This is a genomic window from Marilutibacter aestuarii, assembly GCF_006546775.1.
Lineage (GTDB): Bacteria > Pseudomonadota > Gammaproteobacteria > Xanthomonadales > Xanthomonadaceae > Marilutibacter > Marilutibacter aestuarii.
Genome location: NZ_VICE01000093.1, coordinates 1 through 23,971 on the forward strand (window position 1 = coordinate 1; position 23,971 = coordinate 23,971).

Consider the following 23,971-nt stretch of genomic DNA (forward strand, 5'->3'; position numbering starts at 1 on the left):
CCTCGGCGCCGGCCTCGGCACCCGCCGCGGCCGAGCCGAAGTCGCCCCCGGTGGCCTTCACCGCCGATGAGTTGTTGCCCGACAAGGTGCCCTACGCCAGCCCCGCGGTGCGCCTGTTCGCGCGCGAACTGGGAGTCGACCTGTCGAAGGTGACCGGCAGCGAGCGCGGCGGCCGGATCAGCCGCGAGGACGTGCAGAAGTTCGTCAAGGGCGTGATGTCCGGCACGACGCCCGCCGCGCGCACCGGCGGTGGCGGCGGGCTCGACCTGCTGCCCTGGCCCAAGGTGGATTTCGCCAAGTTCGGCGAGACCGAGACCCAGCCGCTGTCCCGGATCAAGAGGCTGTCCGGTGCCAACCTCGCCCGCAACTGGGCGATGATCCCGCACGTCACCCAGCACGAAGACGCCGACATCACCGACCTGGAAGCGTTGCGGGTCACCCTCAACAAGGAGAACGAGAAGGCCAGGAACGGCATCAAGCTGACGATGCTCGCCTTCTTGATGAAGGCCTCGGTCGCCGCCCTGCAGAAGTTCCCCGAGTTCAACGCCTCGCTCGACGCGACCGGCGAGAACCTGGTGCTGAAGAAGTACTACCACGTCGGCTTTGCCGCCGACACGCCCAACGGCCTGGTGGTCCCGGTCATCCGCGACTGCGACAAGAAGGGCGTCAACCAGATCGCGCGCGAGATGGGCGAGCTGGCCGGCAAGGCGCGCGACGGCAAGCTGGGCCCGTCCGACATGAGCGGCGGCTGCTTCTCGATCAGCTCGCTGGGCGGCATCGGCGGCACCGCGTTCACGCCGATCGTCAACGCGCCGGAGGTGGCGATCCTCGGCGTGTCGCGCTCGGCGATGAAGCCGGTCTGGGACGGCAAGGCCTTCCAGCCGCGCCTGGTCCTGCCGATGTCGCTCAGCTACGACCACCGCGTCATCGATGGCGCCTCCGCGGCCCGCTTCGCCGCCTATCTCTCGACGCTGCTGGGCGACATGCGCCGGGGGCTGCTGTGATGCGCCGCCGGCTGGTCGACCTCGCACTCGTCGCCGGCCTGGTCTTTGCGCCGGCGGCCGTGGCGGCCGATGCCTGCGGCGCGAGCTTTGGCCATGGCTGGCCGCCGGCGACCGAGAACTACGGCTCGGCGGTCGAGGGCCTCCTGGCGGGCGGGGAAACCCCTCAGCTCATGATCACCCGCCTGCCGTCGCGTGGCACCGAGAGCGCGCTGATGCTCGTCCAGGACGCGGGCGGCTGGCGCCTGCGCTTCGCCGAGGCCGACGAACGCGTCATGGCCTGGAGCGGCACCGGCGGTGGCGTCAAGCGCGAGTTGCGCGTCGACCAGGTGCCCGATGTCGAGGAAGTGCCCATCCCGGCGGCGGTGGCCGAGCGGATCGTCGCCAGCTGGCATCGGCTGATGACGTCCCTGCCCGAGGATCGCAACGCGCCCTTTACCGACCAGGAGCAGTGGCTGGTCGTGCTCGACGGCGTGCGCGTCGGCGGCGAGGTGCCCGACTGCGACGCCGGCGAGCTGCTGGCCGAGCAGGTGGAACTGCTGGTCGAGGCGGTGGACGAAAGCGAGTCCAAGCGTGAGCGCCGCTGGGCCCAATTGCAGGAGCTGCTGGCCGAGATGGACGTACAGTCGCTGGCCGGCCTGGGCACCGACTGAGTCGATGGCCGCGGAAGCCGCCAGCGACAGCCTCCAGCGGGCGGGCGACAGCGTCATCGACGCGGCCGACGAAGCCGCGCGCAAGGGCGTGGACGGCCTGCAGCCCTTCCTCGACCACACGCTGCTGCAGTTCTCCGGCGTCAGCATCACGGTGGGCGGCATCCTCGCCGCGCTCGTCGCGGTCCTGGTGGCGGTCCTCGTGTCGGCGCTGCTGCGGCGCGCGCTGAACCGCTACGGCGAACGCCAGCCCAACGCCAGCCGCGCGTCGATCTACACGCTGTCGCGGGTCGTCCACTACGCCTTCATCGCCGTCGGCCTGCTGCTGGCGCTGGAGTTCATCGGCATCCCGGTGGCCAAGTTCACCGTCTTCGCCGGCGCGATCGGCGTGGGCCTGGGCTTCGGCCTGCAGGCGATCTTCAACAACTTCATCTCCGGCCTGATCCTGCTGTTCGACCGCTCGCTCAAGGTCGGCGACTTCGTCGAGCTGGAGTCCGGCGTGCACGGCGAGGTGCAGGCCATCCAGATCCGCGCCACCCGCATCGTCACCAACGACAACATCGACATCCTCGTGCCGAATTCCGAGTTCGTCAGCGGACGGGTCGTGAACTGGACCTATCGCGACGTCTCCCGGCGCATCCGCGTGCCCTTCGGGGTGGCGTACGGCACCGACAAGGAGCTGGTCAAGAAGGCCGCCCTGGAGGCCGCCGCCGAGGTGCCCTTCACCCTGGCCCTCGACGGCCCCCGCAAGCCGCAGGTGTGGCTGGTGGAGTTCGGCGACAGCAGCCTCAATTTCGAGCTGGTGACCTGGCTGACCGCGGAGGCGACCAAGCGCCCGGCGACGGTCAAGGCCGCCTACCTGTGGGCGCTGGAGACCGCGCTCGCGCAGCATGGCATCGAGATCCCCTTCCCGCAGCGCGACCTCCACCTGCGCAGCATCTTCGGGCAGCAGGGCGACGCGGCGCTGGCCGCGTTCCGGCGCAACGCGCAGGCGGTCGACGAAGACGCCGAGGCGCCCCGCGCGCCGGCGCTCGCCCAGGACGAGCGCGAAGCGCTGTCGTCCAACGATGCCACCCTCGACGTGCAGCAGGGCGGCGCGGAACTGGCCGAAGCCGCCGAACGCGAAGACAACACGGACAACGACGCGCGCGAGCCTTGAGCGCGCGCCTGACTGGAGAGCTCCACAATGGCAACACAAATCGAAGTGAAGGTCCCCGACATCGGCGACTACGACGGCGTGCCGGTGATCGAACTGCTGGTCGCGGTCGGTGACAGCGTCAGCGCCGACCAGGGCCTGGTCACGCTGGAGTCCGACAAGGCGACGATGGAAGTGCCCTCGCCGGCGGCCGGCGTGGTCAAGGAACTTAAGGTCAAGCTCGGCGACACGGTGTCGGAAGGCGCGGTCATCGCGATCCTCGAAGCCGAGGAGGGCGCGACCGGCGCAGCCGAAGCAGCCCCGCCGAAGTCCGGCGCAGCGGATACCGGTGCATCGGCGGCCAGCAAGAAGCCCGAGGCAACTGCCGAAGAGCCGGTCGACGCGCCGAAGGCGGCATCCGCGAGCGGCCGCCAGGCCGACATCGAGTGCCGCATGGTCGTCATCGGCTCCGGCCCCGGCGGCTACACGGCCGCGTTCCGCGCGGCGGACCTCGGACTGGATACGGTGCTGGTCGAGCGCTATCCGTCGCTGGGCGGGGTATGCCTCAACGTCGGCTGCATCCCGTCCAAGGCTTTGCTGCATGCCGCCGCCCTGATCGAGGAGACCGCGCATTCGGCGGAGATCGGCATCAGCTTCGGCAAGCCGAAGATCGACATCGACACCCTGCGCACCTTCAAGCAGGAAAAGGTCGTCGATCGCCTGACGGGCGGCCTGGCCGGCATGGCCAAGCAGCGCAAGGTACGGGTGGTGCAGGGCGTGGCCCGGTTCCTGTCGCCGAACGAGCTGGAGATCGCGGGAGAGGATGGCAAGACGCAGGTCCTGCGCTTCGAGCACTGCATCATCGCCGCGGGTTCGCAGGCGGTGAAGCTGCCCAACTTCCCATGGGACGACCCGCGCGTGATGGATTCCACCGACGCGCTGGAGCTGGCCGAGGTGCCGAAGTCGCTGCTGGTCGTGGGCGGCGGCATCATCGGCCTGGAGATGGCGACGGTCTACCGCGCGCTGGGCGCCGAGGTGACCGTGGTCGAGTTCATGGACCAGTTGATGCCGGGCGCCGACAAGGACCTGGTCAAGCCGCTCGCGGACCGCCTGAAGAAGCAGGGCGTCACCGTCCACCTGAAGACGAAGGCGGCGAAGGTCGAGGCCGGCAAGAAGGGCATCACCGTGCACTTCGAGAGCGCCGACGAGGGGCAGCAGCCGGCGCTCGCATCCGGGACGTGGGATCGGGTGCTCGTGGCGGTGGGCCGTGCGCCGAACGGCGGCAAGCTCGACGCCGGCAACGCCGGCGTGCAGGTCACCGAGCGCGGCTTCATCCCGGTCGACCGGCAGATGCGCACCAACGTGCCGCACATCTTTGCCATCGGCGACCTGGTGGGCCAGCCCATGCTCGCGCACAAGGCCACGCACGAAGGCAAGCTCGCGGCCGAAGTCGCCGCCGGCGAGAAGAAGGAGTGGGTGGCGCGGGTGATCCCCTCGGTGGCCTACACCGATCCGGAGATCGCCTGGGTGGGCGTCACCGAGACCGAAGCCAGGGCGAAGGGGCTCAAGGTGGGCGTGGGCAAGTTCCCATGGGCGGCGAGCGGCCGCGCGATCGGCATCGGCCGCACCGAGGGCTCCACCAAGCTGATCTTCGACGAAGCCAGCCACCGCATCATCGGTGCCGGCATCGTCGGCGTGCATGCCGGCGACCTGATCGCCGAGCTGGCGCTGGCGATCGAGATGGGCTGCGAGGCCGCCGACATCGGCCACACCATCCATCCGCACCCGACCCTGAGCGAGAGCGTCGCGATGGCGGCCGAAGTGTACGAAGGCACCATCACCGACCTCTACCTGCCCAAGCGCGGCAAATAGGCCGGCCTGGCGGGTCCGCGGACAAAACGAAGCCCCGGCATGCCGGGGCTTCGTTGTTTGAGCCAGCCGCGCCAGTGGGCCCTTGACGAGGAAATGGAAGGCGGGGTGCTCGTGGCGTTCGACACGCCACGCGAATGAAAGTTCACCGCGAGCGCTCAGCCGGCCAGCAGGGGCGCTCCGGCCAAGGCGCGACGCGCTTCGATGCGCCGCCAGACTTTCTCGTGCAGGTGGTAGGCGACGCTGTTGATGGCCGGTTCGACAAGCGCCAGCGACCCGCCCACCAGCAGGCTGCCGGTCATCAGGTAGCCGACCGCGAAGGCCACTGCGAAGTGCACCGCGGCGAAGCTGAATGTCTTGGACATTTTGCCCACTTGTTAATGAGAATGATTCTTGATTGTGGCACTCGAGGCGGCTAAAATCCAATCAAATCAATGAATCCCCGGGATAGGGCGGGTTGATCGGCGGCACTCCGCCGAAGCGGGGCGGGCGACTTCCGGCGGTTGCCGTAAAAGCCGTCGCGCTCTATACTTTTGCGGCTCACCCGGGCGGTTTTGTCCAACGTGATCGAGTCCCGCGTGTACGATCCCCTGAAAGCAGGCCAACGCCTGGCGCGCAAAACGCTTGCCTGGCAAGCCGCAGCGACAGTGCTGCTGGCACTGGCCTTCCTTGTGCAGGGGGTTTCGCACGCGCTGTCGGCGCTGGTCGGCGGCCTCGCGATCGGGTTGGGGGGGCTCGTCGCGGCGCGGCTGATGGTCGGCGGCGGCATCCAGCCTGCGGGCGCGGTGCTGCTGCGATGGTTCATCGGCGCGACGGTCAAGTGGGTGGTGGTGTGTGCGGTGCTGTTGTTGGGTCTGGTGGTCTGGCGCTTGCCGCCGCTTCCACTGCTGCTGGGGATGGTCACGGGCCTCGCCACGCAGATGTACGCCATGACCCGGCGTTGATCAATCACTTCTAGATATCAGGATCCAGGACACATGGCGGGCGAGGCGGAACTGACTCCCACCGGGTACATCCAACACCATCTCCAGAACCTGACGGCGTCGGTGGGAGAGGGCAGCTTCTGGACCCTCAACGTGGATACCCTGGTGTCGGCGGTGCTGATGGGCCTGCTGATCGTGGTGGCCTTCTGGACCGCGACGCGCAAGGCGACCCCGGGCGTGCCGGGCAAGTGGCAGGCCTTCGTCGAGATCTGCCTGGAGTTCGTCGACAAGCAGGCGCGCGACACCTACCACGGTCCGAGCAAGCTGGTCACGCCGATCGCGATCACCCTGTTCTTCTGGATCCTCATGATGAACCTGCTGAAGATGATCCCGGCAGACTTCATCGCCAAGCCCCTCGAACTGATGGGCGTGCACTACTGGAAGCCGGTGCCCACCGCGGACGTCAACGCGACCCTGGGCATGTCCATCAGCGTGTTCTTCCTGATGCTGTTCTTCGCGATCCGCGCCAAGGGCTTCGGCGGCTTCACCAAGGAATTCCTGACGGCGCCGTTCGGCAAGTGGATGATGCCGTTCAACCTGATCCTGAACATCGTCGAGTGGCTGAGCAAGCCGATCTCGCTGGCGATGCGACTGTTCGGCAACATGTTCGGCGGCGAGATCGTGTTCCTGCTGATCTGGGTGCTCGGCGGCGCCGGCATCCTCGGCGCGCTCGCGGGCGGCGCGTTCGGCTTCGGCTGGATGCTGTTCCACCTGCTGGTGATCCCGCTGCAGGCCTTCATCTTCATGATGCTGTCCATCGTGTACCTGAGCCTGTCGGAAGACGCTCACTGATCGCAGTACCCCATTCGAAAAACCGCTTTTCCCTTCCACCCTTTGCAATACCCAACCTAGTTCGGAGATAACCATGGAAATTCTTGCCCACCTCGCCCAGGTCCAGTCGTCCACCGCGCTGGCCGTCGGCATCATGATCGGCTTGGCCGCCCTGGGTGCGGGTCTTGGCCTGGCGATCATGGCCGGCAAGTTCCTCGAGTCGGCCGCGCGCCAGCCGGAGCTGATCCCGGTCCTGCAGGTCCGCATGTTCATCACCGCCGGCCTGATCGACGCCGCGTTCATCATCAGCGTCGCCGTCGGCCTGCTGCTGGCCTTCGCCAACCCGATGGCTTCCGCGCTGCTGGCCGAAGCCGCAAAGGTCGCCGGCTAATCACCGGTTGCGCGTCGCGGCGGGTGGCCCAGGCCACCTGCCGTGGGGATGAAGGGTCGGCACCCCGCGTGTCGATGGCCCGTCACCATCTGGCAGAGCCTTACGTATGAGCATCAACCTGACCCTATTTGCCCAGGCCCTGGCGTTCGCCGCCTTGATCTGGATCATCGCGACCAAGATCTGGCCGCCGCTGCTCAGTGCCATCGAGGAGCGCCAGAAGAAGATCGCCGAGGGCCTCGCTGCCGCGGACCTGAGCCAGCAGCACCTGGCCCAGGCCCAGGAAAAGGTCGACGCAGAGCTGCGTACGGCCCGGACCAAGGCCAACGAGATCATCGAGCAGGCGCACCAGCGCGCCAACCAGATCATCGACCAGGCCAAGAACGACGCCATCGCCGAGGCCGCGCGCCAGAAGGCGCTGGCCGAGGACGAGATCGCCGCTGCCACCAACCGTGCCCGCGAGGACCTGCGCAGGCAGGTGTCGGTGCTGGCCGTCAGCGGTGCCGAGAAACTGATCCGCCGCGAGATCGACGCCAGTGCCCACAAGGCGCTGCTCGACGAACTCGCCGCAGAAATCTGATCGGGAAGGCTGAGCGATGACCCAGGCCCTGACCCTCGCCCGACCCTACGCCCGCGCGGCTTTCGCGCTGGCGCGGGATGCCGGGCGTACCGCCGACTGGTCGCAGGCGCTGGCATTCGCCGCGCAGGTGGCCGCCAACCCGCAGGCACACGCCCTGCTGGGCCACCCGCAGCTCGGTGAAGCCGAAGCGGTCGGCCTGCTCGCGCCCGCGCAGGCGGACGAAGCGTTCACCCGCTTCCTGGGCCTGCTGGTCGAGAACCGCCGCGTCGTGCTGCTGCCGGAGATCGCCGGCCTGTACGAGGACCTGCGTGCCGAGGCTGACCGCGTGGTCAAGGCCAAGGTGACTGCCGCCAGCGAACTGCCGGCGGCGGAGCTGGAGGCGATCAAGGCGGCGCTGAAGAAGCGCTTCGGCCGCGAGGTCGAGGTCAGCACGGCGGTCGACGCCTCGCTGCTCGGCGGCGCGGTGATCGATGCCGGCGACGTGGTGATCGACGGCTCGCTCAAAGGCAAGCTCGCGCGCCTGCAGACTTCGCTCGCGCAGTAAACGAATTCAAATGCATACCCGGCTGCGGCCGGATCAAGGGAACCACCCATGGCAACCACCCAGCTCAACCCGTCCGAAATCAGCGAACTGATCAAGACCCGCATCGACCAGGTCAAGCTGACCGCCGAGGCGCGCAACGAAGGCACCGTCACCTCGGTGTCCGACGGCATCGTGCGCATCTACGGTCTGGCCGACGTCATGCAGGGCGAAATGATCGAACTGCCGCAGAACACGTTCGCCCTGGCGCTGAACCTCGAGCGCGACTCGGTCGGCGCCGTGGTGCTGGGTGACTACGAGCACCTGCGCGAAGGCGATGTCGCCAAGACCACCGGCCGCATCCTCGAAGTGCCGGTCGGCCGCGAGTTGCTCGGCCGCGTGGTCAACGCGCTCGGCGAGCCGATCGACGGCAAGGGCCCGATCGCCGCCGCGCAGACCGCGCCGGTGGAGCGCGTCGCCCCGGGCGTGATCTGGCGCAAGTCGGTCGACCAGCCGGTGCAGACCGGCTACAAGTCGGTCGACTCGATGATCCCGATCGGCCGTGGCCAGCGCGAGCTGGTGATCGGCGACCGCCAGACCGGCAAGACCGCCCTGGCGATCGACGCGATCATCAACCAGAAGGGTACCGGCATCAAGTGCATCTACGTCGCGATCGGCCAGAAGGCCAGCTCGGTCGCCAACGTCGTGCGCAAGCTGGAAGAGAACGGCGCGCTGGCGCACACCATCGTGGTCGCCGCGACCGCCTCCGAGTCGGCTGCCATGCAGTACATCTCGGCCTACGCCGGCTGCACGATGGGTGAGTTCTTCATGGATCGCGGCGAAGACGCCCTGATCGTGTACGACGACCTGTCCAAGCAGGCCGTTGCCTACCGCCAGATCTCGCTGCTGCTCAAGCGCCCGCCGGGCCGCGAAGCCTACCCGGGCGACGTGTTCTACCTGCACAGCCGTCTGCTGGAGCGCGCCGCGCGCGTGTCCGAGGACTACGTCGAGCAGTTCACCCAGGGCGAGGTCAAGGGCCAGACCGGTTCGCTGACCGCGCTGCCGATCATCGAGACCCAGGCCGGCGACGTCTCGGCGTTCGTGCCGACCAACGTGATCTCGATCACCGACGGCCAGATCTTCCTCGAGACCGACCTGTTCAACGCCGGCATCCGCCCGGCCGTGAACGCCGGCATCTCGGTCTCGCGCGTCGGTGGCGCGGCCCAGACCAAGATCATCAAGAAGCTCTCGGGCGGCATCCGCATCTCGCTCGCCCAGTACCGTGAGCTGGCTGCGTTCGCGCAGTTCGCCTCGGACCTGGACGAAGCCACCCGCAAGCAGCTCGAGCGCGGCCAGCGCGTCACCGAGCTGATGAAGCAGAAGCAGTACGCGCCGATGTCGATCGCCATGCAGGCGCTGTCGATCTACGCCGTCAACGAGGGTTACCTCGACGACGTCCCGGTCAACCGCATCGGTGCCTTCGAAGACGGCCTGCACGCCCATTTCACCAACACCCAGGGCGAGCTGGTCGACAAGGTCAACACCAGCGGCGCCTGGAACGACGACATCGAAGCGGCCTTCAAGAAGGGCATCGAAGAGTTCAAGACCACCGGCTCTTACTGAGCCGGCGTAACTGCGGGTTCGTGATGCGTGATTCGCAACGGCAACCGCCAGGCGAATCACGACGCGAATCACGAATGACCCACCACGAATCACGGCGAGCGTAGCGAGCGAATACATGGCAGGCGGACGCGAAATCAAATCCAAGATCAAGAGCGTGCAGAACACCCGCAAGGTGACGCGCGCGCTCGAAATGGTCTCGGCCTCCAAGATCCGCAAGGCGCAGGACCGGATGCGGGCCTCGCGTCCGTATGCCCGTGTCATGAAGCAGGTGATCGGCCATCTCGCGCAGGCGAACACCGACTACCAGCATCCGTTCCTCGAGGAGCGCGCCGAGGTCAAGCGGGTCGGTTACCTGGTCGTGTCCTCGGACCGCGGCCTGGCCGGCGGCCTGAACAACAACATGTTCCGCAAGCTGCTGGCCGAGTTCCGCGGCTGGCAGGACAAGGGCGTCGAGGTCGACGTGGTGACCATTGGCCAGAAGGCCTCGGTCTATTTCCGCCGCCTGAAGGTGAACATGATCGGCTCGGTCACCCACCTGGGCGACCAGCCGAAGCTCGAGCAGCTCGTCGGCGTGGTCAAGGTGATGCTCGACGGCTACAGCGAAGGCAAGCTCGACCGCGTCTTCGTCTGCTACAACGACTTCATCAACACCATGACCCAGCGCGCCACCTTCGACCAGCTGCTGCCGCTGCCGAAGCCGGAGGCGCAGGTCGCCCGCCACGACTGGGACTACATCTACGAGCCGGACGCGGCCGACGTGCTCGATCGCGTGCTGACCCGCTACGTGGAGTCGCTGGTCTACCAGGCGGTGCTGGAGAACGTCGCGTCCGAGCATGCCGCGCGCATGGTCGCGATGAAGGCGGCCTCCGACAACGCCAGCAAGATGATCGACACCCTGCAGCTGGTCTACAACAAGGCGCGCCAGGCGGCGATCACCCAGGAAATCTCGGAAATCGTCAGCGGCGCCGCCGCGGTCTGACCCACAACCCATTCCCGCGGGCGCAGGTCGCGACCGCACGCAAGCTTAAAGTTACGAGGAAACAACCATGAGCCAGGGCAAGATCGTTCAGATCATCGGTGCCGTCGTCGACGTCGAGTTCCCGCGCGCCGAAGTGCCGAAGGTGTACGACGCACTGAAGGTCGACAACACCGAAATCACGCTGGAAGTCCAGCAGCAGCTGGGCGACGGCGTCGTGCGCACGATCGCCCTCGGTTCGACCGACGGCCTGAAGCGCAACCTGGTCGCCACCAACACCGGCAAGGCCATCTCGGTCCCGGTGGGCGCCGGTACCCTGGGTCGCATCATGGACGTGCTCGGCCGCCCGATCGACGAGGCCGGCCCGGTCGAGGCCAGCGCCGAATGGGAAATCCACCGCTCGGCCCCGACCTACGAGGAGCAGTCCTCGGCCAATGACCTGCTCGAGACCGGCATCAAGGTCATCGACCTGATGTGCCCCTTCGCGAAGGGCGGCAAGGTCGGCCTGTTCGGCGGCGCCGGCGTCGGCAAGACCGTCAACATGATGGAACTGATCAACAACATCGCCAAGGCGCACTCCGGCCTGTCGGTGTTCGCCGGCGTGGGCGAGCGCACCCGCGAGGGCAACGACTTCTACCACGAGATGAAGGACTCCAACGTCCTCGACAAGGTGGCGATGGTCTACGGCCAGATGAACGAGCCGCCGGGCAACCGCCTGCGCGTCGCCCTGACCGGCCTGACCATGGCCGAGTACTTCCGCGACGAGAAGGACGCTTCGGGCAAGGGCAAGGACGTGCTGCTGTTCGTGGACAACATCTACCGCTACACCCTGGCCGGCACCGAGGTCTCGGCGCTGCTGGGCCGCATGCCGTCGGCGGTGGGCTACCAGCCGACCCTCGCCGAGGAAATGGGCGTGCTGCAGGAGCGCATCACCTCGACCAAGACCGGTTCGATCACCTCGATCCAGGCCGTGTACGTGCCTGCGGACGACCTGACCGACCCCTCGCCGGCGACCACCTTCGCCCACCTCGACGCCACCGTCGTGCTGTCGCGCAACATCGCCTCGCTGGGCATCTACCCCGCGGTCGATCCGCTGGATTCGACCAGCCGCCAGCTGGACCCGAACGTCATCGGCAACGAGCACTACGATGTTGCCCGCAAGGTCCAGGCGACGCTGCAGAAGTACAAGGAGCTCAAGGACATCATCGCGATCCTGGGCATGGACGAGCTGTCGGAAGAAGACAAGCAGGCCGTGTCGCGCGCGCGCAAGATCGAGCGCTTCTTCTCCCAGCCCTTCCACGTGGCCGAGGTCTTCACCGGTTCGCCGGGCAAGTACGTGTCGCTGAAGGACACCATCCGCGGCTTCAAGGGCATCGTCGAGGGCGAGTACGACCACCTGCCCGAGCAGGCGTTCTACATGGTCGGCACGATCGACGAGGCCGTCGAGAAGGGCCAGAAGATCACCGGCTGAGCGGTCGGGAATCGGGACTAATCACCAGGTAATCGCAAGGGCGGGCACTTCGGTATCGGGACATTGCGGGATGAAGTCGGCGGCCTCCGGTTGCTTGCCCATTCCCCACTCCCCGCTCACGAATCCCGCCTCGCGACAAGCGAGGCAATATGAGCACCATCCGCTGCGACATCGTCAGTGCCGAGAACGAGATCTTCCACGGCGAGGCCGAACTGGTCGTCGCCACCGGCGAGATGGGCGAACTCGGCATCGCGCCGAAGCACGCCCCGCTGATCACCCGGCTCAAGCCAGGCAAGGTCGTGGTGACCCTGCCCGGCGGGGAGCAGCTTGATTTCGCGATCTCCGGCGGCATCCTCGAGGTGCAGCCGCAGGTGGTCACGGTGCTGGCCGATACCGCGGTGCGTGCCGAGGACATCGACGAGGCCGCCGTGCGTGCCGCCAAGGACGAGGCCGAGCGCATGCTGGCCAATCGCGGCGAGCAGATGGACATTGCCGAGGCGCAGGCCAAGCTGGCCGAGGCCATGGCCCAGCTGCAGGCCCTGGAGCGGCTGCGCCGCAACATGAAGCACTGATCACCGGGCAGCCGGCAAGACCAGATGAAAAACGCCGGCTTTCGCCGGCGTTTTTCGTTTCCCGAGCGCATGCATGCGAGTCCCCGGGGGCGGGGGCCGCCCCGCTACGCGCTTCAGCCGTGCCGGGGTCCTGGCAGCATCGGGTGGATCGGCTGGCGCGGTTCGGCCGCGACGTCGAAGTTCAGCCAGGACAGCAGCAACTGCGCCCCGAGGATGAGCGGGAGTGCGGCCAGCATGACCGTGCCGGCACTGGCCAGCTCCCCGTCGTGGATGGATGCCAGCCACTGCCAGGCCCCGAAAGCCAGTCCGAAGCCGAGCAGCGGCACGGCGAGCAGCAGTTCGACCGACGCGATCGAGAAGCCGCGAAGGAAATAGCTGTGTCCGATCCGGCGCAGGAAGTTTCGCAGGTTGCCGCCGAGGAACGGCCACACCATGCGCATGGGACGCAGGCTCGATACCTCCTCGCCGTAGCGCGCGGGCATCGGCATTTCGACCACGACCGCGCGCAACGCGTTGAGATGGTGCAGCAGGTCGGATTCGAAGAAGTAGCGGCGGGCCAGCCGGTCGGTATCGAGCTGCGCGAGTACCAAGGCATGGATCGCGGTGAAGCCATTGGTGGGATCGAACAGTTGCCAGTAGCCGCTGGACGCCTTGGTCATGAAGGACAGGCAGGCGTTGCCCAGCAGGCGCACCGGCGGCATGCCGCGCAGGTCGCCGAGCCGGTGGAAGCGATTGCCCTTGCAGTAGTCCGCGCGCCCGTCGCGGATCGGTCGGGTCAGCGCCGGCACGAGCGCGGGGTCCATCTGCCCATCGCCGTCGAGCTTGACGACGATGTCGGCCCCCGCATCGAGTGCGGCACGGTAGCCGGTCAGCACCGCTGCGCCGACCCCCAGGTTGCGGTCGTGCGCGTATACCCGCACGCGGGGATCGCGCGTAGCGGCGCGCACCTTTGCGCCGCTTCCGTGGGGACACGCGTCGTCGACGACATGGATGCTGCCGACCTCGGGCCCGATCCTCTCCAGCAGCGGAAGAAGGGCATCGCCGACGCGATAGCACGGGACGACCACGGCGATGTGTGGAGCGTTCATGGCCACGGCCTCAACGGTAGATCCAATGGCGGGCGAACAGGAAGCTGGTGAGCGCCAGCGCGGCCTCGACAAGCGGCTTGGCCAGCCAGGCCCAGCCCAGCCCCTGGCCGTCCGCGATCCAGGCCATGGCGGCCGTGCTCAATGCCGTCAGCACCAACCAGACCATGAGGAAACGGACGAGGCGAGCCCCCCCGAGCCGCGCCTTGCCTGCAGCGGCGAACGTGATCCTGCCGTTGAGCCAGAAGCCCAGGCAGGCCCCGCAGACGCGACCACCCAGGTTGGCCGGCACGGCCGGCACGCCGAGGCTCGTGAGGCCGACGAACACCGCCCAGTCGACGAGGACCTGCAACAGGCCCACGAGGATGAAGTACATCCCTTGCCGGGCGAGGCTCATCGCGAGGCGTCCTTCGCGTCGTCGGGCAGGCGCCAGAGCTCCGCGTCGCCGATGGCGCCGACGCGCCTTGCGCTGACGTCCGCGAGTGCCCGTTGCAGTGCCGGGCTCGCCTGCGCCGGCACGACCAGCACCCAGCGCGCCCCGCTGAGATCGAACAGGGTGCGCCAGCCGGCGCCTGATGCATCGGCCTCGGCCGCGGCGCGGGCGGCGTGCAGCGTCGGGTCGTGCTCGAGCACGCCGCGCCCGCGACCGCCGAGCTCGGCGGTGTAGTTGCGGTCGGGCACGGTGGTCAACACGATGCCGTCGTCGTCGGCGGGGATCGCCCGCAGGAGCATCCGTTCCGGGACGTAATGGGGAAACACCTGCGATTCGTCGCCCAGGGCGCGGATCGTGCGCTTCAGCGCGGCGGAGTGATGCAGCCAGCCTGAGTTGGCCTGGAAGGCGAGGTTCAGCATGCACAGGCCGGCGAACACCCACGTCGCCCCGCGACGGCCCAGCGCGAGGCGCCCGCACGGCACCAGGACCACGGCGAGCAGGAGCATGCCGGGGTAGGTGTAGCGGACGTACTGCAAGGGGACCATCGGGAGCACCACCACCGCGGTGGTCGCGATCGCGACGCCGCGATGGGCCGGGCGCAGCAGCGCCAGCAGCCAGACCCCCGACAGGGCCAGCGTCGAGAAGCCGATGCCACCACGGAAGGCCTCCACGTAGCGCGGCGTGTCGAAGGTCATCGCCCAGGGCAGGTGGGCGCCGAACCCGCTGAACCAGCGCACGTCGCTATAGGCCCTGGGCGGATAGTAGGGCGACTGGAAGACGTCGTTGAACAGCGGCAGGACCGGGTTCCCGGTGTGCCACCAGGCAAGCACGAAGCTGGAACCGCCCAGCAACAGGCACGCCCCCAGGGCCACGGGGAGCTGTCGCCAGGCCAGGCCGTCGCGGTGACGCCACGCGCCATAGGCCAGCAGCGGGAGGGCCGACAGCGCGTGCATGGTCTTGAGCCCGAGGAGTCCCGCGAACAGCACGGCCGCGGGCAGCACCCAGTGCCGCGATCCCGACAGTACGGTCGCCAACAGGGCGAACAGCAACGCGGTCGCCGCCAGCTCGGTCTGCATGCCGGCCGCCATCCACACCAGCGGCGGGAAGCTGGCGACCAGCGCCACCGCGATCCAGCGCCCGGTATCACCGCCACCGAGGCGGCGTGCGAGGGCGCCGGCGAGGGCGAACGAGAGCAGCAGCCACAGCGCGTTCATCGCACCGCGTGCGTCCTGTCGCGCCAGCACCGCCGCAATGCCCTGCAGGTTGTCGCCCAGCCAGGGCGCGAACGCCCAGATCTGGTGGGACGGGTCGGGCACGTAGCGCCCGTGCAGCAGCAGCTGGCTGGGCAGGCCCATGTGGTAAGCGAGGTCGTCCACCTGCATGGTCGGCAACCAGCAGGCGGTGGACGCCAGGCCGGCCAGGGTGACCGCGAATGCGGCCCAGCGCGGCGCGCCCGCGATCGCAGCGCCGATGTTGCCCCGGAGCCCGGCCAGCGAAGCGAGCAGTGACTTCCGCCGCAGCGCGACCACGCCCAGCAACACCACGTACCAGAGCGGCGCGACATGGATCGGCCAGGACAGCAGCCAACCGTTCAGGCCGCCGATCACGACCAGTCCGATGGCGGTCGCCACGGCCGTGCGCGCGGGCACGTCGTCGGGCAGCCGCCAGCTACCGATGGCAAGCGACGCGATGCCCAGGAGCGCCGCTGCGAGCAACGGCACGACACCCACGAACACCACCAGCGCCACCGACCAGGCCACGGCGAGCGCCGTGGCCCAGGACCATCGCAGCAGGCGCCGGACCGGCCAGGCAAGGATGGCTGCCATGGCGGCCAGGCAGAGCGACAGCGCCAGCCGTTCCCAGGGCAGTTCGTTCCACATGCGATTGAGCGCGAAGCCCACTGCGCACAGCAGCACGCCTGCCGTCGCGACCGCGAAATCCATCCGTGTGCTGGGCGTCCGTTCGACAGTCATGGGCGTCGGGTATCGGGGGTGCGCCATCTTATCAGTGGTCCCCGGCTTGCCTGCCGACTTCCGGGGCGGGGCGACCCGCTCAGGCGCGGCGGGCTAGAATCCGGCCACACGCATTCGACGAAGTCCGCCATGTCCACACCCCTGCACGTCGTCATCCTCGCCGCCGGCGAGGGCAAGCGCATGAAGTCCGCGGTACCGAAGGTGCTGCAGAAGATCGCCGGCAAACCCATGCTGGGCCATGTCATCGACACCGCGCGCGCGCTGTCGCCCGCCGGCATCCATGTCGTCCACGGTCATGGCGGCGAACAGGTCCGCGATGCCTTCGCCGGCCAGTTGGACCTGCATTGGGCGGAGCAGGCCGAGCGCCTGGGTACCGGTCATGCCGTGCAACAGGCCATGCCGGGCGTGCCGACCGACGCGCGCGTACTGGTGCTCTATGGCGACGTGCCGCTGATCGAGGCCGCGACCCTGCAGCGCCTGCTCGAGGCGCCGGGGCGGATCGCGGTCCTGGTGGCCGACCTGGACGACCCCACCGGCTACGGGCGCATCGTTCGTGATGCCGAGGGCAACGTCGGCCGCATCGTCGAGCACAAGGACGCGAACGAAGAGGAACGCGAGATCCGCACGGTCAACACCGGCATCCTCGTGGCCGATGGCGAGCCGCTGCGACGCTGGCTCGAGCACCTGGGCAACGACAATGCCCAGGGCGAGTACTACCTGACCGACGTCTTCACCGCTGCGGCCAGCGAGTTCAACGCCGCGGAGATGGTGCACGTGGAGGCGCCGGTGGAGGTCGAGGGCGCGAACGATCCCTGGCAGCTGTCGCAGCTCGAACGCGCGTTCCAGCTGCGCGCCGCGCGGGCGCTGTGCGTGCAGGGCGCCCGCCTGGCCGATCCTTCGCGTTGCGACATCCGCGGCAGCGTCGAGGTCGGCCGCGACGTGGAGATCGACGTCGACGTGGTCTTCGAGGGCCGCGTCGAACTGGGCGATGGCGTGGTGGTCGGCCCGTTCTGCCGGCTCAAGGACGTGCGCCTGGGCGCGGGCACCGTGGTCCACGCGCATTGCGACCTCGACGGCGCCGTCGTCGAGGGCGCCGCGGCGATCGGTCCGTACGCGCGCCTGCGGCCGGGTACCGTTCTCGCCGACGGCGCGCGCGTGGGCAACTTCGTCGAGACCAAGAACACCACCCTGGGGGTAGGCAGCAAGGCCAACCACCTCACCTACCTGGGCGACGCGACGGTGGGTGCCGGGGTCAACATCGGCGCCGGCACCATCACGTGCAACTACGATGGCGTGAACAAGTCGAAGACGCGCATCGGCGACGGCGCCTTCATCGGCTCCAACAGTTCGCTGGTGGCGCCGGTCGAGATCGGCGAACAGGCCACCGTCGCCGCGGGTTCGGTGGTGACGCGCACCGCCCCGCCCGGCCAGCTCACCGTGGCGCGTTCGCGCCAGACCACGATCGAAGGCTGGCGCCGCCCGGAGAAGAAACCCAGGGACTGACCCGGTGCGCCGCGCGCTTCAGCCCGGCAGCACCATGCTCACGCACAGGCCGCCGGCCTCGCGGTTGAGCAGGGCGATCCGGCCGCCGTGGGCCTCGGCGATCTCGCGCGCGAGCGCCAGCCCCAGGCCGGTGCCGTTGCGCTTGGTCGAATAGAAGGGCAGCAATGCGTTCGCCAGCACCGCCTCGTTCATTCCGGTGCCGCGATCGAGGATGTCGATGCGCCAGTCGTTGGGCAGGCGGCGAAGCGAGAGCTTGACCTCTTCCGGCGGCGATCCGGATTCGTGCGCGTTCTTGAGCAGGTTGATCAGGCATTGCTCGACCTGGGCGGCATCGAACCGGACGATCGATCCTTCCGGCACGCCTTCGGCGACGAATTCGACCTGGTCGCGGAGCTGGGCGACGAAACGCGACCATTCGACCGCCTGCATGCGTGGCGCCGGCAGCTTGGCGAAGCGCGCGTAGTCGCGGATGAAGCCTTCCAGGTGGCGGGCCCGGTCCTCGATGGTCGCCAGCGCGTTGGGAAGGCGCTCGTGCTGGCCGCGCCGCAGCAGTTCGGCACTGGAATGGGCGAGCGACGCGATCGGCGCCAGCGAATTGTTCAACTCGTGGCTGATGACCCGGATCACCTTCTTCCAGGTCTGCACTTCCTGTCGGCGCAGTTCCGCCGTCAGCAGGCGCAGCATCACCAGCTCGTGGCGGCGTCCGTTGAGGCGGAACTGCCGGCGCGAGAGGTGGTAGATGTCCTCGTTGTCCTCGTCGCCGACGGTGAACATGCCATCGGCGCCGCGGTCGAAGGCCTCGCGCATGGCCTCGGGTGCCGCGGCCACGACCTCGTCGAAGCCCATGCCCTCCAGGCGCCGGCCCTCGCCGAGCATCTTGCGCGCGGCCAGGTTGCCGTGGACGATGCGCCGCGCCGGGTCCACCAGCACCATCGCGACCGGGGTGTTCTGCACCATGGTGTCGAGCAGCAGTTCGCGCTGGATGAGGGCGTTTCGCTGCTCGCGCAGGGTGTCGCCCAGGCGGTTGTGGCTCTCCACCAGGCGCGCGAGCTCGCCCTTTCCCTGCCAGTTGAGGCTGAAGCTGTAGTCGCCGTCGCGATAACTGGCGACCGTGCCGCTGAGCGCGCGGAACAGCGAGTGCATGGGTGCGAACGCCCGGCGCACGTGGTAGGCGAGCAGGGGTGCGAGCAGCGCGCAGGCGAGCAGCACCGCCATCCAGCGATGCGGCAGGAACGTGGACAGCCACGCGGCCAGCGCGGCCGCGAGCAGCATGTACGCCAGCGCGATCACGCTGTAGGTGAGGCTCAGCGGCAGTCGGCGCCAGTCGAGCATGCTCAGTCCCGCTTGATCCCCAGGCGATCCAGCCTGCGGTACAGGGCCTGCCGGGACAGCCCCAGCTCGTTGGCGGCCTGGGCCATCACGCCGCCATGGCGTTCGAGCACGGCCTCGATCGTCGCGCGGTCGGGTTCGTCGCCGCTTGCGGCAGTGGCGGCCGCCGGGCGCTCCTGCGCAGGCAGGCCAAGGTCGTCCACGCCGATGGTGTCGCTTCGCGCGAGCAGCGCGCCGCGCTGGAGGGTGTTGCGCAGTTCGCGCACGTTGCCCGGCCAGGCGTGCGCGAGCAGGGCGCGTTCGGCGTCGGCCGTGAGCGCCTTGCCAGCGGGCAGGAAGTGCCGCGCCAGGGGCAGGATGTCGTCGCCGCGCTCGGCCAGCGGCGGCACCTTCACCTCGATCGCATTGAGGCGATAGTAGAGGTCTTCGCGGAACCGGCCTTCGCGGATCATCCCCGGCAGGTCGGCATTGGTCGCGCTGACCACGCGCACCTTCACGCTGCGCTCGCGGTTGCTGCCCAGTCGCTCGAAGCGGCCGGTCTCCAGCACCCGCAACAGCTTCACCTGGCCGGCGGGTGGCAGCGTGCCGATCTCGTCGAGGAACAGGGTGCCGCGGTCGGCGGCCTCGAACTTGCCCTCGCGCGCCCGGCTGGCGCCGGTGTAGGCGCCGGCGTCGGCCCCGAACAGTTCGGCTTCGATCAGTTCGCCCGGGATCGCGCCGCAGTTGAGCGCGACGAATGGGCCGTCGGCGACCGTCGAGTTGGCATGCACGATCTCGGCGTACTTTTCCTTGCCGGCGCCATTGGGCCCGGTGATCAGGACCGGCAGCTCCGACGGCGCCACCTGGCAGGCCAGGGCGACGGCGCGTTCGCTGGCGGCGTCGGCGTAGACCAGGCCGCGCAGGTCATAACCCGCCAGTGCGTCGCGCCGGCGGCGTTCGCTGCGCTGGTGGCGTGCGAGCTCGCGCCGGGTCTCCGACAGTTCCAGCAGGTTGTTCACCGCCGCGAGAAGCTTGTGGTCGTCCCAGGGCTTGCCCAGGTAGTCGGCGGCGCCGGCGCGCACGAGCTCGACCGCGGATTCCAGGTGCGTCCAGGCCGTCAGCAGGATCACCGGCAGGTCGGGGTGGCGGGCGCGGATGTCGTGGAACAGGGCGACGCCTTCGTCGCCCGACGTGGTGTCGGCGTGGAAGTTCATGTCCTGCACGACCAGGTCGACCTCGTGTTCCGCCAGCATCGCCAGGCCGGCCTCCGGAGATTCGGCGACCAGCGTGTCGATGTCGTGCAGCGAGAACAACGTGTCCAGCGCGGTGGCCACGGCGGGGTTGTCGTCGATGACGAGGATGGTGGGCATGGACAACCAGTGGGCGATGGGGAGGGGACCGCGGGTCCCGGCGGACAGCTTAGCGTGCCCGCGGGACCGGACGGGATGGGGCGGCACGAAAGGGGGGAGCCCCCCTTCCGCGCCGAGGGCCGGCTATACGCTGCGGGTGGCGACCGCCGGAGGCACCGCCGCCGCGCGCCGGGCCGGGCCGAACACCGCCACCTGGCCCAGCAGCCACAGGGCGACCGCGCCGACCGGGAGGTACAGCGCCGGCAGGCGCGCCATCTCGTAATGGCTCATCAGCCACTGGTTGATCCCGTAGGCGCCGATCATCCCGATCACGATGCCGAGCGTGGCCAGCAGCAGGTTCTCGGTCTGGAAGTAGCGCAGCACCTGGCCACGCGTCGCGCCCAGCGCGCGGCGCACGCCGATCTGCTTGGTGCGTTGCTGTACCCAGAAACTGGCCAGGCCGACGATGCCCAGTGCCGTCACCACCAGCAGCGCGATGCAGACCGACACCAGCAGCCAGACCATCGAGCGATCGGCCTGGTAGTGGTCGGCGACCATTTCCTCGAACGTCTTGTTGAAGGTCAGCACCCGGCGCGGATTGACGCGCTCCATCTCCGCGATCGCCGCTTTCATGACCTCGTCGCGTTGCCCGGGCGAGGTGCGGATCACCGTCTGCGCGAAGGGAAAGCGCACCGGGAAGATCATCGACCGGTAGGCCGCCGCGGCGCCGCCCTCGTCGTTGGGCCGGATCAGCGTGTCCACCACGCCGACCACCCGCATCGGCGAGTCGCCCCAGGAATAGAAGGACTTGCCGACCGCGTCCTGGCCCGGGAACAGCTTGCCGGCCAGGTCCTTGCTGATCACCACGGCGGGGATCTCGACCTCCGAACCGGGCTCCTGAAGCTCGAGGAAGTCGACGTACTCGTCGGCGTTGAAGTATCGACCTTCCACCAGCTTGACGCCCATGGTGTCGAGGAAGCCCTCTTCGGCCAGGTAGACCGTGGCTTCCGCGGTCGGGTCGCGCTGGTCCTGGGTCAGGTTGATGCTGCTGTTCCACGAGCCGTTGCCGAAGGGCACCTGGTTGACGCGCGTGGCGGCCTTGACGCCGGGCAACTGCCGCAGCGCGGCCAGGTCCTCGCGGGCCTGGGCCTGGGCGTTGTCGTCCTTGCCAATGCCGGCGTAACGCAGGACCACCAGCTCGTCCTCGGCCAGGCCGCTTGGCCGGTCCATGCGCTCGACGCGCTGGGTGATCAGGAACACCGCGTTGCAGATGATCGCGCACGACAGGGCGATCTCGAGCACGATCAGCGCGGCCGCCGTCTTGTGGCGTCGCAGGGTGGATAGGATCGGCATGATGTCCATGGCAGGCCTCACTGGCTCTTGAGCTGGATGGCGGGTGCGACCTGGCAGGCGCGCCAGGCGGGAAGCAGGCCGGCGACCACGCTGGACGCGACGGCAAGCACGAAGGTGACCAGCAGCATCGACAGGTCGAGCTGGGCCAGCGGCGCATAGTCGACCGGCTGTTGGCGGACGGCCCACAGGCCCAGCAGCGCCAGGCCCAGACCGAGCACGCCGCCGGCCAGGCCAACCATGCCCGCCTCGACCAGACACTGGGCGAAGATCGCCCCGCGCGAGGCCCCCAGCGCACGGCGCACACCGATCTCACTGGAGCGGCGCAGGAACTTGGCCAGCAGCAGGCCGACCGTGTTGAGCAGGCAGACCATCAGGAAGCCAAAGGCCAGCCACACCTGCAGCCGCACGTCGCCAGGCACCACCTGGTTGTACTCCAGCCACTCCATCACGTTGCGCAGGCGTACGTTGGTCGGGCGCTCGAAGCGTCCCGCCTCGCGCTGCTGGTCCGAGTAGTTCGACAGGTACTGGAGGTAGTCGTCGGCCTTGGAGGGGTCCATCTCCACCCAGTACTGCAGCCATGCGCAGGACGCGTTGACGCCACGATTGCCTTCCGGATCGGGCTCGCCGTCCTCGAGGGCGGCCGGCGGCGCCCAGCAGTTCATGTTGCCGCTCGACTCAAGCTTCAGGTCCATCGCCGTCCAGAACGGAACGTAGAGCTCCTCCTGGTCGGCGAAACGCCCCTGGGTGATGTCGTAGAACATCGGCTGTACCGACCACGGCTCGAGCACGCCGGTGACGGTGAACTCATGCTGGTCGAGCCGCACGGTGCGCCCCACGCTGTCGGCGCCACCGAAGAGCTTCTCGTTGAGCTCGTCGGTGAGCACGATGACCCGCGCGCGGCCCTCGTCCTCGGTGCGCGTCCAACCGTTGCCGTACTTGAACGGCGCATCGAACATGGCGAAGAAATCGGCGGTGGTCATGCGCCCGCTCTGCTGCATGGGCCCGAGGTTGGGATCGGCGGGCTCGACCACCGCGTTCATGCCACTCATCATCGCCTGGCGTTCGCCACGCGCGTCTCGCAGCAGGTGCTCGGCGTCGAAGCGCGTCATCTGGTCCTGTGGCTCCTCGCCGGGCTGGTAGCCTGAGATCGACTCGGAGGCCATCTGCACGTAGAACAGGTGGTCGCTCTTCTGCGGGATGGGGTCGCCCGACAGCACGTGGAACACCGTCAGCGTGGTCATGCTCGCGCCGATGCCCAGCGCGATGGCGACCACCATCAGGGCGGTCAGCACGGAATTGCGCCGGAAGCTGCGCAATGCGAGGTCGAGGTAGTAGGCGAACATGGTCGTCCCCTCAGGCGTTGGGCGAGGTGGCTTCGTCGCGGCTGCTGCGGGCGACCCGGGCCAGGCTGGGTTCGACCGAGACGTCGGTCGCCATGCCGTCTACGATGTGCACGTTGCGCTGCGCGCGCGCGGCCAGCTCAGGGTCGTGGGTCACCATCACGATGGTGGTGCCGGCGGCGTTGATCTCCTCCAGCAGTTCCATAACGCCGCGTGCCATCTGCGAGTCCAGGTTGCCGGTCGGCTCGTCGGCGAGCAGCAGGCGCGGGGAGCCGGCCAGGGCGCGCGCGATCGCGGCGCGCTGCTGCTGGCCGCCCGACAGCTCGGCCGGGTAGTGCTTCATGCGCGAGCCCAGGCCCACCTGGCCCAGGGCCTTCTCGATGCGCTCCCGGCGCTCGGAGGCGGGCATGCCGCGATAGCGCAGCGGCACGTCGGCGTTGTCGAACAGGTTCAGGTCGGGGATCAGGTTGAAGCTCTGGAAGATGAAGCCGATCTTGCGGTTGCGCAGGCGGCTGCGGGCATCGTCGGACATCCCGCTGACGTCCTCGCCGTCGAGCCGGTAGACGCCGTCGGTATACGTTTCCAGCAGGCCGGCGATGTTGAGGAAGGTCGTCTTGCCCGAGCCTGAGGGGCCGGTCACCGCGACGAACTCGCCTTCCCGCACATGCAGGTCGAGCGAACGCAGGGCGTGGGTTTCGACGAGCTCGGTGCGATAGACCTTGGTGACGGCTTGCATGTGCAACATGGCGGGCTCCAGTGCGTTGGGCGTGGCGGGACGGGAATGGCTCGGGGAAGGGATGTCCGCGGCGACGGAAACGTCGCCGCCGGACGGGCGGCTCAGCGGACCCGGAACAACGGTGCTGCCGGCTCCGGTGGCAGGTAGCTCGTCGCATGCCTGCGGCGACGGGGTGCCGCGCTGTTGGCGGGGGCGCGCATCAGCTCGTGCAGGTGCTCGATGCCGGCGAAAGCCTGCAGGCGGGCCGGCACCGCGGCCGCCAGCTGGTCGGCGTCCCAGTGCAGGTGGAAGGGGAAGGCCGGGTTCGCGTCGAACGGCCCATCGCGGCGGGGGTCGGGTCGGGTGTTCATGG

At 68.6% G+C, this 23,971-nt stretch carries 24 protein-coding genes; 14 read left to right on the plus strand and 10 right to left on the minus strand.

Annotation, left to right across the window (positions count from 1 at the left end; genetic code table 11):
• The 4 genes from FKV25_RS09845 to lpdA form a co-directional block, all read left to right on the plus strand.
• A partial coding sequence (locus FKV25_RS09845) for a dihydrolipoyllysine-residue acetyltransferase (RefSeq protein ID WP_141518630.1) occupies positions 1–1,004 on the plus strand: 1,004 nt, incomplete at its 5' end.
• A complete protein-coding gene (locus FKV25_RS09850) occupies positions 1,004–1,654 on the plus strand; it encodes a hypothetical protein (RefSeq protein WP_141518631.1) in 651 nt (216 codons plus the stop codon). The genes FKV25_RS09845 and FKV25_RS09850, both read left to right, overlap by 1 nt.
• A 4-nt stretch (positions 1,655–1,658) precedes the next feature.
• Positions 1,659–2,810 (plus strand): mechanosensitive ion channel family protein, encoded by a 1,152-nt coding sequence (locus tag FKV25_RS09855; RefSeq protein WP_141518632.1) that lies wholly within the window; start codon positions 1,659–1,661, stop codon positions 2,808–2,810.
• Positions 2,811–2,837: 27 nt separating this feature from the next.
• Positions 2,838–4,658 (plus strand): dihydrolipoyl dehydrogenase, encoded by a 1,821-nt coding sequence (gene lpdA, locus FKV25_RS09860; protein WP_141518633.1) that lies wholly within the window; start codon positions 2,838–2,840, stop codon positions 4,656–4,658.
• Between the two features lie 155 nt (positions 4,659–4,813).
• Here the strand turns inward: lpdA and FKV25_RS09865 are convergent, their stop codons facing one another.
• Positions 4,814–5,020 (minus strand): DUF2061 domain-containing protein, encoded by a 207-nt coding sequence (locus FKV25_RS09865; RefSeq protein ID WP_141518634.1) that lies wholly within the window; start codon positions 5,018–5,020, stop codon positions 4,814–4,816.
• A gap of 213 nt (positions 5,021–5,233) precedes the next feature.
• Between FKV25_RS09865 and FKV25_RS09870 the strand changes: the two genes are divergently transcribed.
• The 9 genes from FKV25_RS09870 (at position 5,234) to FKV25_RS09910 (ending at position 12,539) form a co-directional block, all read left to right on the plus strand.
• Entirely contained in the window at positions 5,234–5,599 is a 366-nt protein-coding gene (locus tag FKV25_RS09870; protein WP_246072043.1) for a hypothetical protein, read from the plus strand.
• Positions 5,600–5,632: 33 nt separating this feature from the next.
• Positions 5,633–6,430 carry a F0F1 ATP synthase subunit A gene (gene atpB / locus FKV25_RS09875; RefSeq protein WP_141518635.1) on the plus strand — a complete coding sequence of 266 codons (798 nt, stop codon included), beginning with the start codon at positions 5,633–5,635 and terminating at the stop codon, positions 6,428–6,430.
• Positions 6,431–6,503: 73 nt separating this feature from the next.
• Positions 6,504–6,800: a F0F1 ATP synthase subunit C gene (atpE, locus tag FKV25_RS09880; protein WP_220479217.1), complete on the plus strand. Its 297-nt coding sequence runs from the start codon at positions 6,504–6,506 to the stop codon at positions 6,798–6,800.
• Between the two features lie 106 nt (positions 6,801–6,906).
• Entirely contained in the window at positions 6,907–7,377 is a 471-nt protein-coding gene (locus FKV25_RS09885; protein ID WP_141518637.1) for a F0F1 ATP synthase subunit B, read from the plus strand.
• 16 nt (positions 7,378–7,393) lie between these two features.
• Entirely contained in the window at positions 7,394–7,921 is a 528-nt protein-coding gene (locus FKV25_RS09890) for a F0F1 ATP synthase subunit delta (protein ID WP_141518638.1), read from the plus strand.
• Positions 7,922–7,969: 48 nt separating this feature from the next.
• Positions 7,970–9,520 carry a F0F1 ATP synthase subunit alpha gene (gene atpA, locus FKV25_RS09895; RefSeq protein ID WP_141518639.1) on the plus strand — a complete coding sequence of 517 codons (1,551 nt, stop codon included), beginning with the start codon at positions 7,970–7,972 and terminating at the stop codon, positions 9,518–9,520.
• A gap of 115 nt (positions 9,521–9,635) precedes the next feature.
• Positions 9,636–10,499 carry a F0F1 ATP synthase subunit gamma gene (atpG, locus tag FKV25_RS09900; RefSeq protein ID WP_141518640.1) on the plus strand — a complete coding sequence of 288 codons (864 nt, stop codon included), beginning with the start codon at positions 9,636–9,638 and terminating at the stop codon, positions 10,497–10,499.
• A gap of 67 nt (positions 10,500–10,566) precedes the next feature.
• On the plus strand, positions 10,567–11,967 hold the full coding sequence (gene atpD, locus FKV25_RS09905) for a F0F1 ATP synthase subunit beta (protein WP_141518641.1): 1,401 nt from the start codon (positions 10,567–10,569) through the stop codon (positions 11,965–11,967).
• Between the two features lie 149 nt (positions 11,968–12,116).
• Complete coding sequence (locus tag FKV25_RS09910) at positions 12,117–12,539, plus strand: F0F1 ATP synthase subunit epsilon (RefSeq protein ID WP_141518642.1); 423 nt, start codon at positions 12,117–12,119, stop codon at positions 12,537–12,539.
• A gap of 113 nt (positions 12,540–12,652) precedes the next feature.
• Here the strand turns inward: FKV25_RS09910 and FKV25_RS09915 are convergent, their stop codons facing one another.
• From FKV25_RS09915 to FKV25_RS09925, 3 genes are read right to left on the minus strand one after another with little or no spacing between them, the layout of a single operon-like run.
• Positions 12,653–13,627 carry a glycosyltransferase family 2 protein gene (locus FKV25_RS09915; RefSeq protein ID WP_141518643.1) on the minus strand — a complete coding sequence of 325 codons (975 nt, stop codon included), beginning with the start codon at positions 13,625–13,627 and terminating at the stop codon, positions 12,653–12,655.
• A 10-nt stretch (positions 13,628–13,637) separates the two neighbouring features.
• Positions 13,638–14,021: a GtrA family protein gene (locus FKV25_RS09920; RefSeq protein ID WP_141518644.1), complete on the minus strand. Its 384-nt coding sequence runs from the start codon at positions 14,019–14,021 to the stop codon at positions 13,638–13,640.
• Positions 14,018–16,030, minus strand: coding sequence for a hypothetical protein (locus tag FKV25_RS09925; protein ID WP_141518645.1), 2,013 nt, complete (start codon positions 16,028–16,030; stop codon positions 14,018–14,020). The genes FKV25_RS09920 and FKV25_RS09925 overlap by 4 nt, the downstream gene beginning before the upstream one ends.
• Positions 16,031–16,159: 129 nt before the next feature.
• Here FKV25_RS09925 and glmU point away from each other — a divergent pair, with 129 nt between their 5' ends.
• Positions 16,160–17,533 carry a bifunctional UDP-N-acetylglucosamine diphosphorylase/glucosamine-1-phosphate N-acetyltransferase GlmU gene (gene glmU, locus FKV25_RS09930; RefSeq protein WP_141518646.1) on the plus strand — a complete coding sequence of 458 codons (1,374 nt, stop codon included), beginning with the start codon at positions 16,160–16,162 and terminating at the stop codon, positions 17,531–17,533.
• An 18-nt stretch (positions 17,534–17,551) separates the two neighbouring features.
• On the opposite strand, the gene FKV25_RS09935 is transcribed toward glmU, so the two are convergent.
• The 6 genes from FKV25_RS09935 to FKV25_RS09960 all read right to left on the minus strand — a co-directional run bounded on the left by FKV25_RS09935 (position 17,552) and on the right by FKV25_RS09960 (position 23,969).
• A complete protein-coding gene (locus FKV25_RS09935) occupies positions 17,552–18,865 on the minus strand; it encodes a sensor histidine kinase (protein WP_141518647.1) in 1,314 nt (437 codons plus the stop codon).
• A gap of 2 nt (positions 18,866–18,867) precedes the next feature.
• A complete protein-coding gene (locus FKV25_RS09940; protein WP_141518648.1) occupies positions 18,868–20,211 on the minus strand; it encodes a sigma-54-dependent transcriptional regulator in 1,344 nt (447 codons plus the stop codon).
• Positions 20,212–20,334: 123 nt separating this feature from the next.
• Positions 20,335–21,552, minus strand: coding sequence for an ABC transporter permease (locus tag FKV25_RS09945; RefSeq protein WP_141518649.1), 1,218 nt, complete (start codon positions 21,550–21,552; stop codon positions 20,335–20,337).
• Positions 21,553–21,560: 8 nt separating this feature from the next.
• Positions 21,561–22,886 carry an ABC transporter permease gene (locus tag FKV25_RS09950; RefSeq protein WP_141518650.1) on the minus strand — a complete coding sequence of 442 codons (1,326 nt, stop codon included), beginning with the start codon at positions 22,884–22,886 and terminating at the stop codon, positions 21,561–21,563.
• Between the two features lie 10 nt (positions 22,887–22,896).
• Positions 22,897–23,628: an ABC transporter ATP-binding protein gene (locus FKV25_RS09955; RefSeq protein WP_141518651.1), complete on the minus strand. Its 732-nt coding sequence runs from the start codon at positions 23,626–23,628 to the stop codon at positions 22,897–22,899.
• Between the two features lie 92 nt (positions 23,629–23,720).
• Positions 23,721–23,969: a hypothetical protein gene (locus FKV25_RS09960; RefSeq protein ID WP_141518652.1), complete on the minus strand. Its 249-nt coding sequence runs from the start codon at positions 23,967–23,969 to the stop codon at positions 23,721–23,723.
• Positions 23,970–23,971 lie beyond the last annotated feature (2 nt).

Excerpts from the sequence above, each read along its gene's own strand:
- FKV25_RS09910 (WP_141518642.1), top strand. The coding sequence starts at position 12,117 with ATGAGCACCATCCGCTGCGACATCGTCAGTGCCGAGAACGAGATCTTC.
- FKV25_RS09955 (WP_141518651.1), bottom strand. The coding sequence starts at position 23,628 with ATGTTGCACATGCAAGCCGTCACCAAGGTCTATCGCACCGAGCTCGTC.
- FKV25_RS09850 (WP_141518631.1), top strand. The coding sequence starts at position 1,004 with ATGCGCCGCCGGCTGGTCGACCTCGCACTCGTCGCCGGCCTGGTCTTT.
- FKV25_RS09945 (WP_141518649.1), bottom strand. The coding sequence starts at position 21,552 with ATGGACATCATGCCGATCCTATCCACCCTGCGACGCCACAAGACGGCG.
- FKV25_RS09950 (WP_141518650.1), bottom strand. The coding sequence starts at position 22,886 with ATGTTCGCCTACTACCTCGACCTCGCATTGCGCAGCTTCCGGCGCAAT.
- FKV25_RS09915 (WP_141518643.1), bottom strand. The coding sequence starts at position 13,627 with ATGAACGCTCCACACATCGCCGTGGTCGTCCCGTGCTATCGCGTCGGC.
- FKV25_RS09890 (WP_141518638.1), top strand. The coding sequence starts at position 7,394 with ATGACCCAGGCCCTGACCCTCGCCCGACCCTACGCCCGCGCGGCTTTC.
- glmU (WP_141518646.1), top strand. The coding sequence starts at position 16,160 with ATGTCCACACCCCTGCACGTCGTCATCCTCGCCGCCGGCGAGGGCAAG.
- FKV25_RS09855 (WP_141518632.1), top strand. The coding sequence starts at position 1,659 with ATGGCCGCGGAAGCCGCCAGCGACAGCCTCCAGCGGGCGGGCGACAGC.
- FKV25_RS09925 (WP_141518645.1), bottom strand. The coding sequence starts at position 16,030 with ATGACTGTCGAACGGACGCCCAGCACACGGATGGATTTCGCGGTCGCG.
- FKV25_RS09865 (WP_141518634.1), bottom strand. The coding sequence starts at position 5,020 with ATGTCCAAGACATTCAGCTTCGCCGCGGTGCACTTCGCAGTGGCCTTC.
- atpG (WP_141518640.1), top strand. The coding sequence starts at position 9,636 with ATGGCAGGCGGACGCGAAATCAAATCCAAGATCAAGAGCGTGCAGAAC.
- lpdA (WP_141518633.1), top strand. The coding sequence starts at position 2,838 with ATGGCAACACAAATCGAAGTGAAGGTCCCCGACATCGGCGACTACGAC.
- atpE (WP_220479217.1), top strand. The coding sequence starts at position 6,504 with ATGGAAATTCTTGCCCACCTCGCCCAGGTCCAGTCGTCCACCGCGCTG.
- atpA (WP_141518639.1), top strand. The coding sequence starts at position 7,970 with ATGGCAACCACCCAGCTCAACCCGTCCGAAATCAGCGAACTGATCAAG.
- atpD (WP_141518641.1), top strand. The coding sequence starts at position 10,567 with ATGAGCCAGGGCAAGATCGTTCAGATCATCGGTGCCGTCGTCGACGTC.
- FKV25_RS09935 (WP_141518647.1), bottom strand. The coding sequence starts at position 18,865 with ATGCTCGACTGGCGCCGACTGCCGCTGAGCCTCACCTACAGCGTGATC.
- FKV25_RS09960 (WP_141518652.1), bottom strand. The coding sequence starts at position 23,969 with ATGAACACCCGACCCGACCCCCGCCGCGATGGGCCGTTCGACGCGAAC.
- FKV25_RS09885 (WP_141518637.1), top strand. The coding sequence starts at position 6,907 with ATGAGCATCAACCTGACCCTATTTGCCCAGGCCCTGGCGTTCGCCGCC.
- FKV25_RS09940 (WP_141518648.1), bottom strand. The coding sequence starts at position 20,211 with ATGCCCACCATCCTCGTCATCGACGACAACCCCGCCGTGGCCACCGCG.
- atpB (WP_141518635.1), top strand. The coding sequence starts at position 5,633 with ATGGCGGGCGAGGCGGAACTGACTCCCACCGGGTACATCCAACACCAT.
- FKV25_RS09920 (WP_141518644.1), bottom strand. The coding sequence starts at position 14,021 with ATGAGCCTCGCCCGGCAAGGGATGTACTTCATCCTCGTGGGCCTGTTG.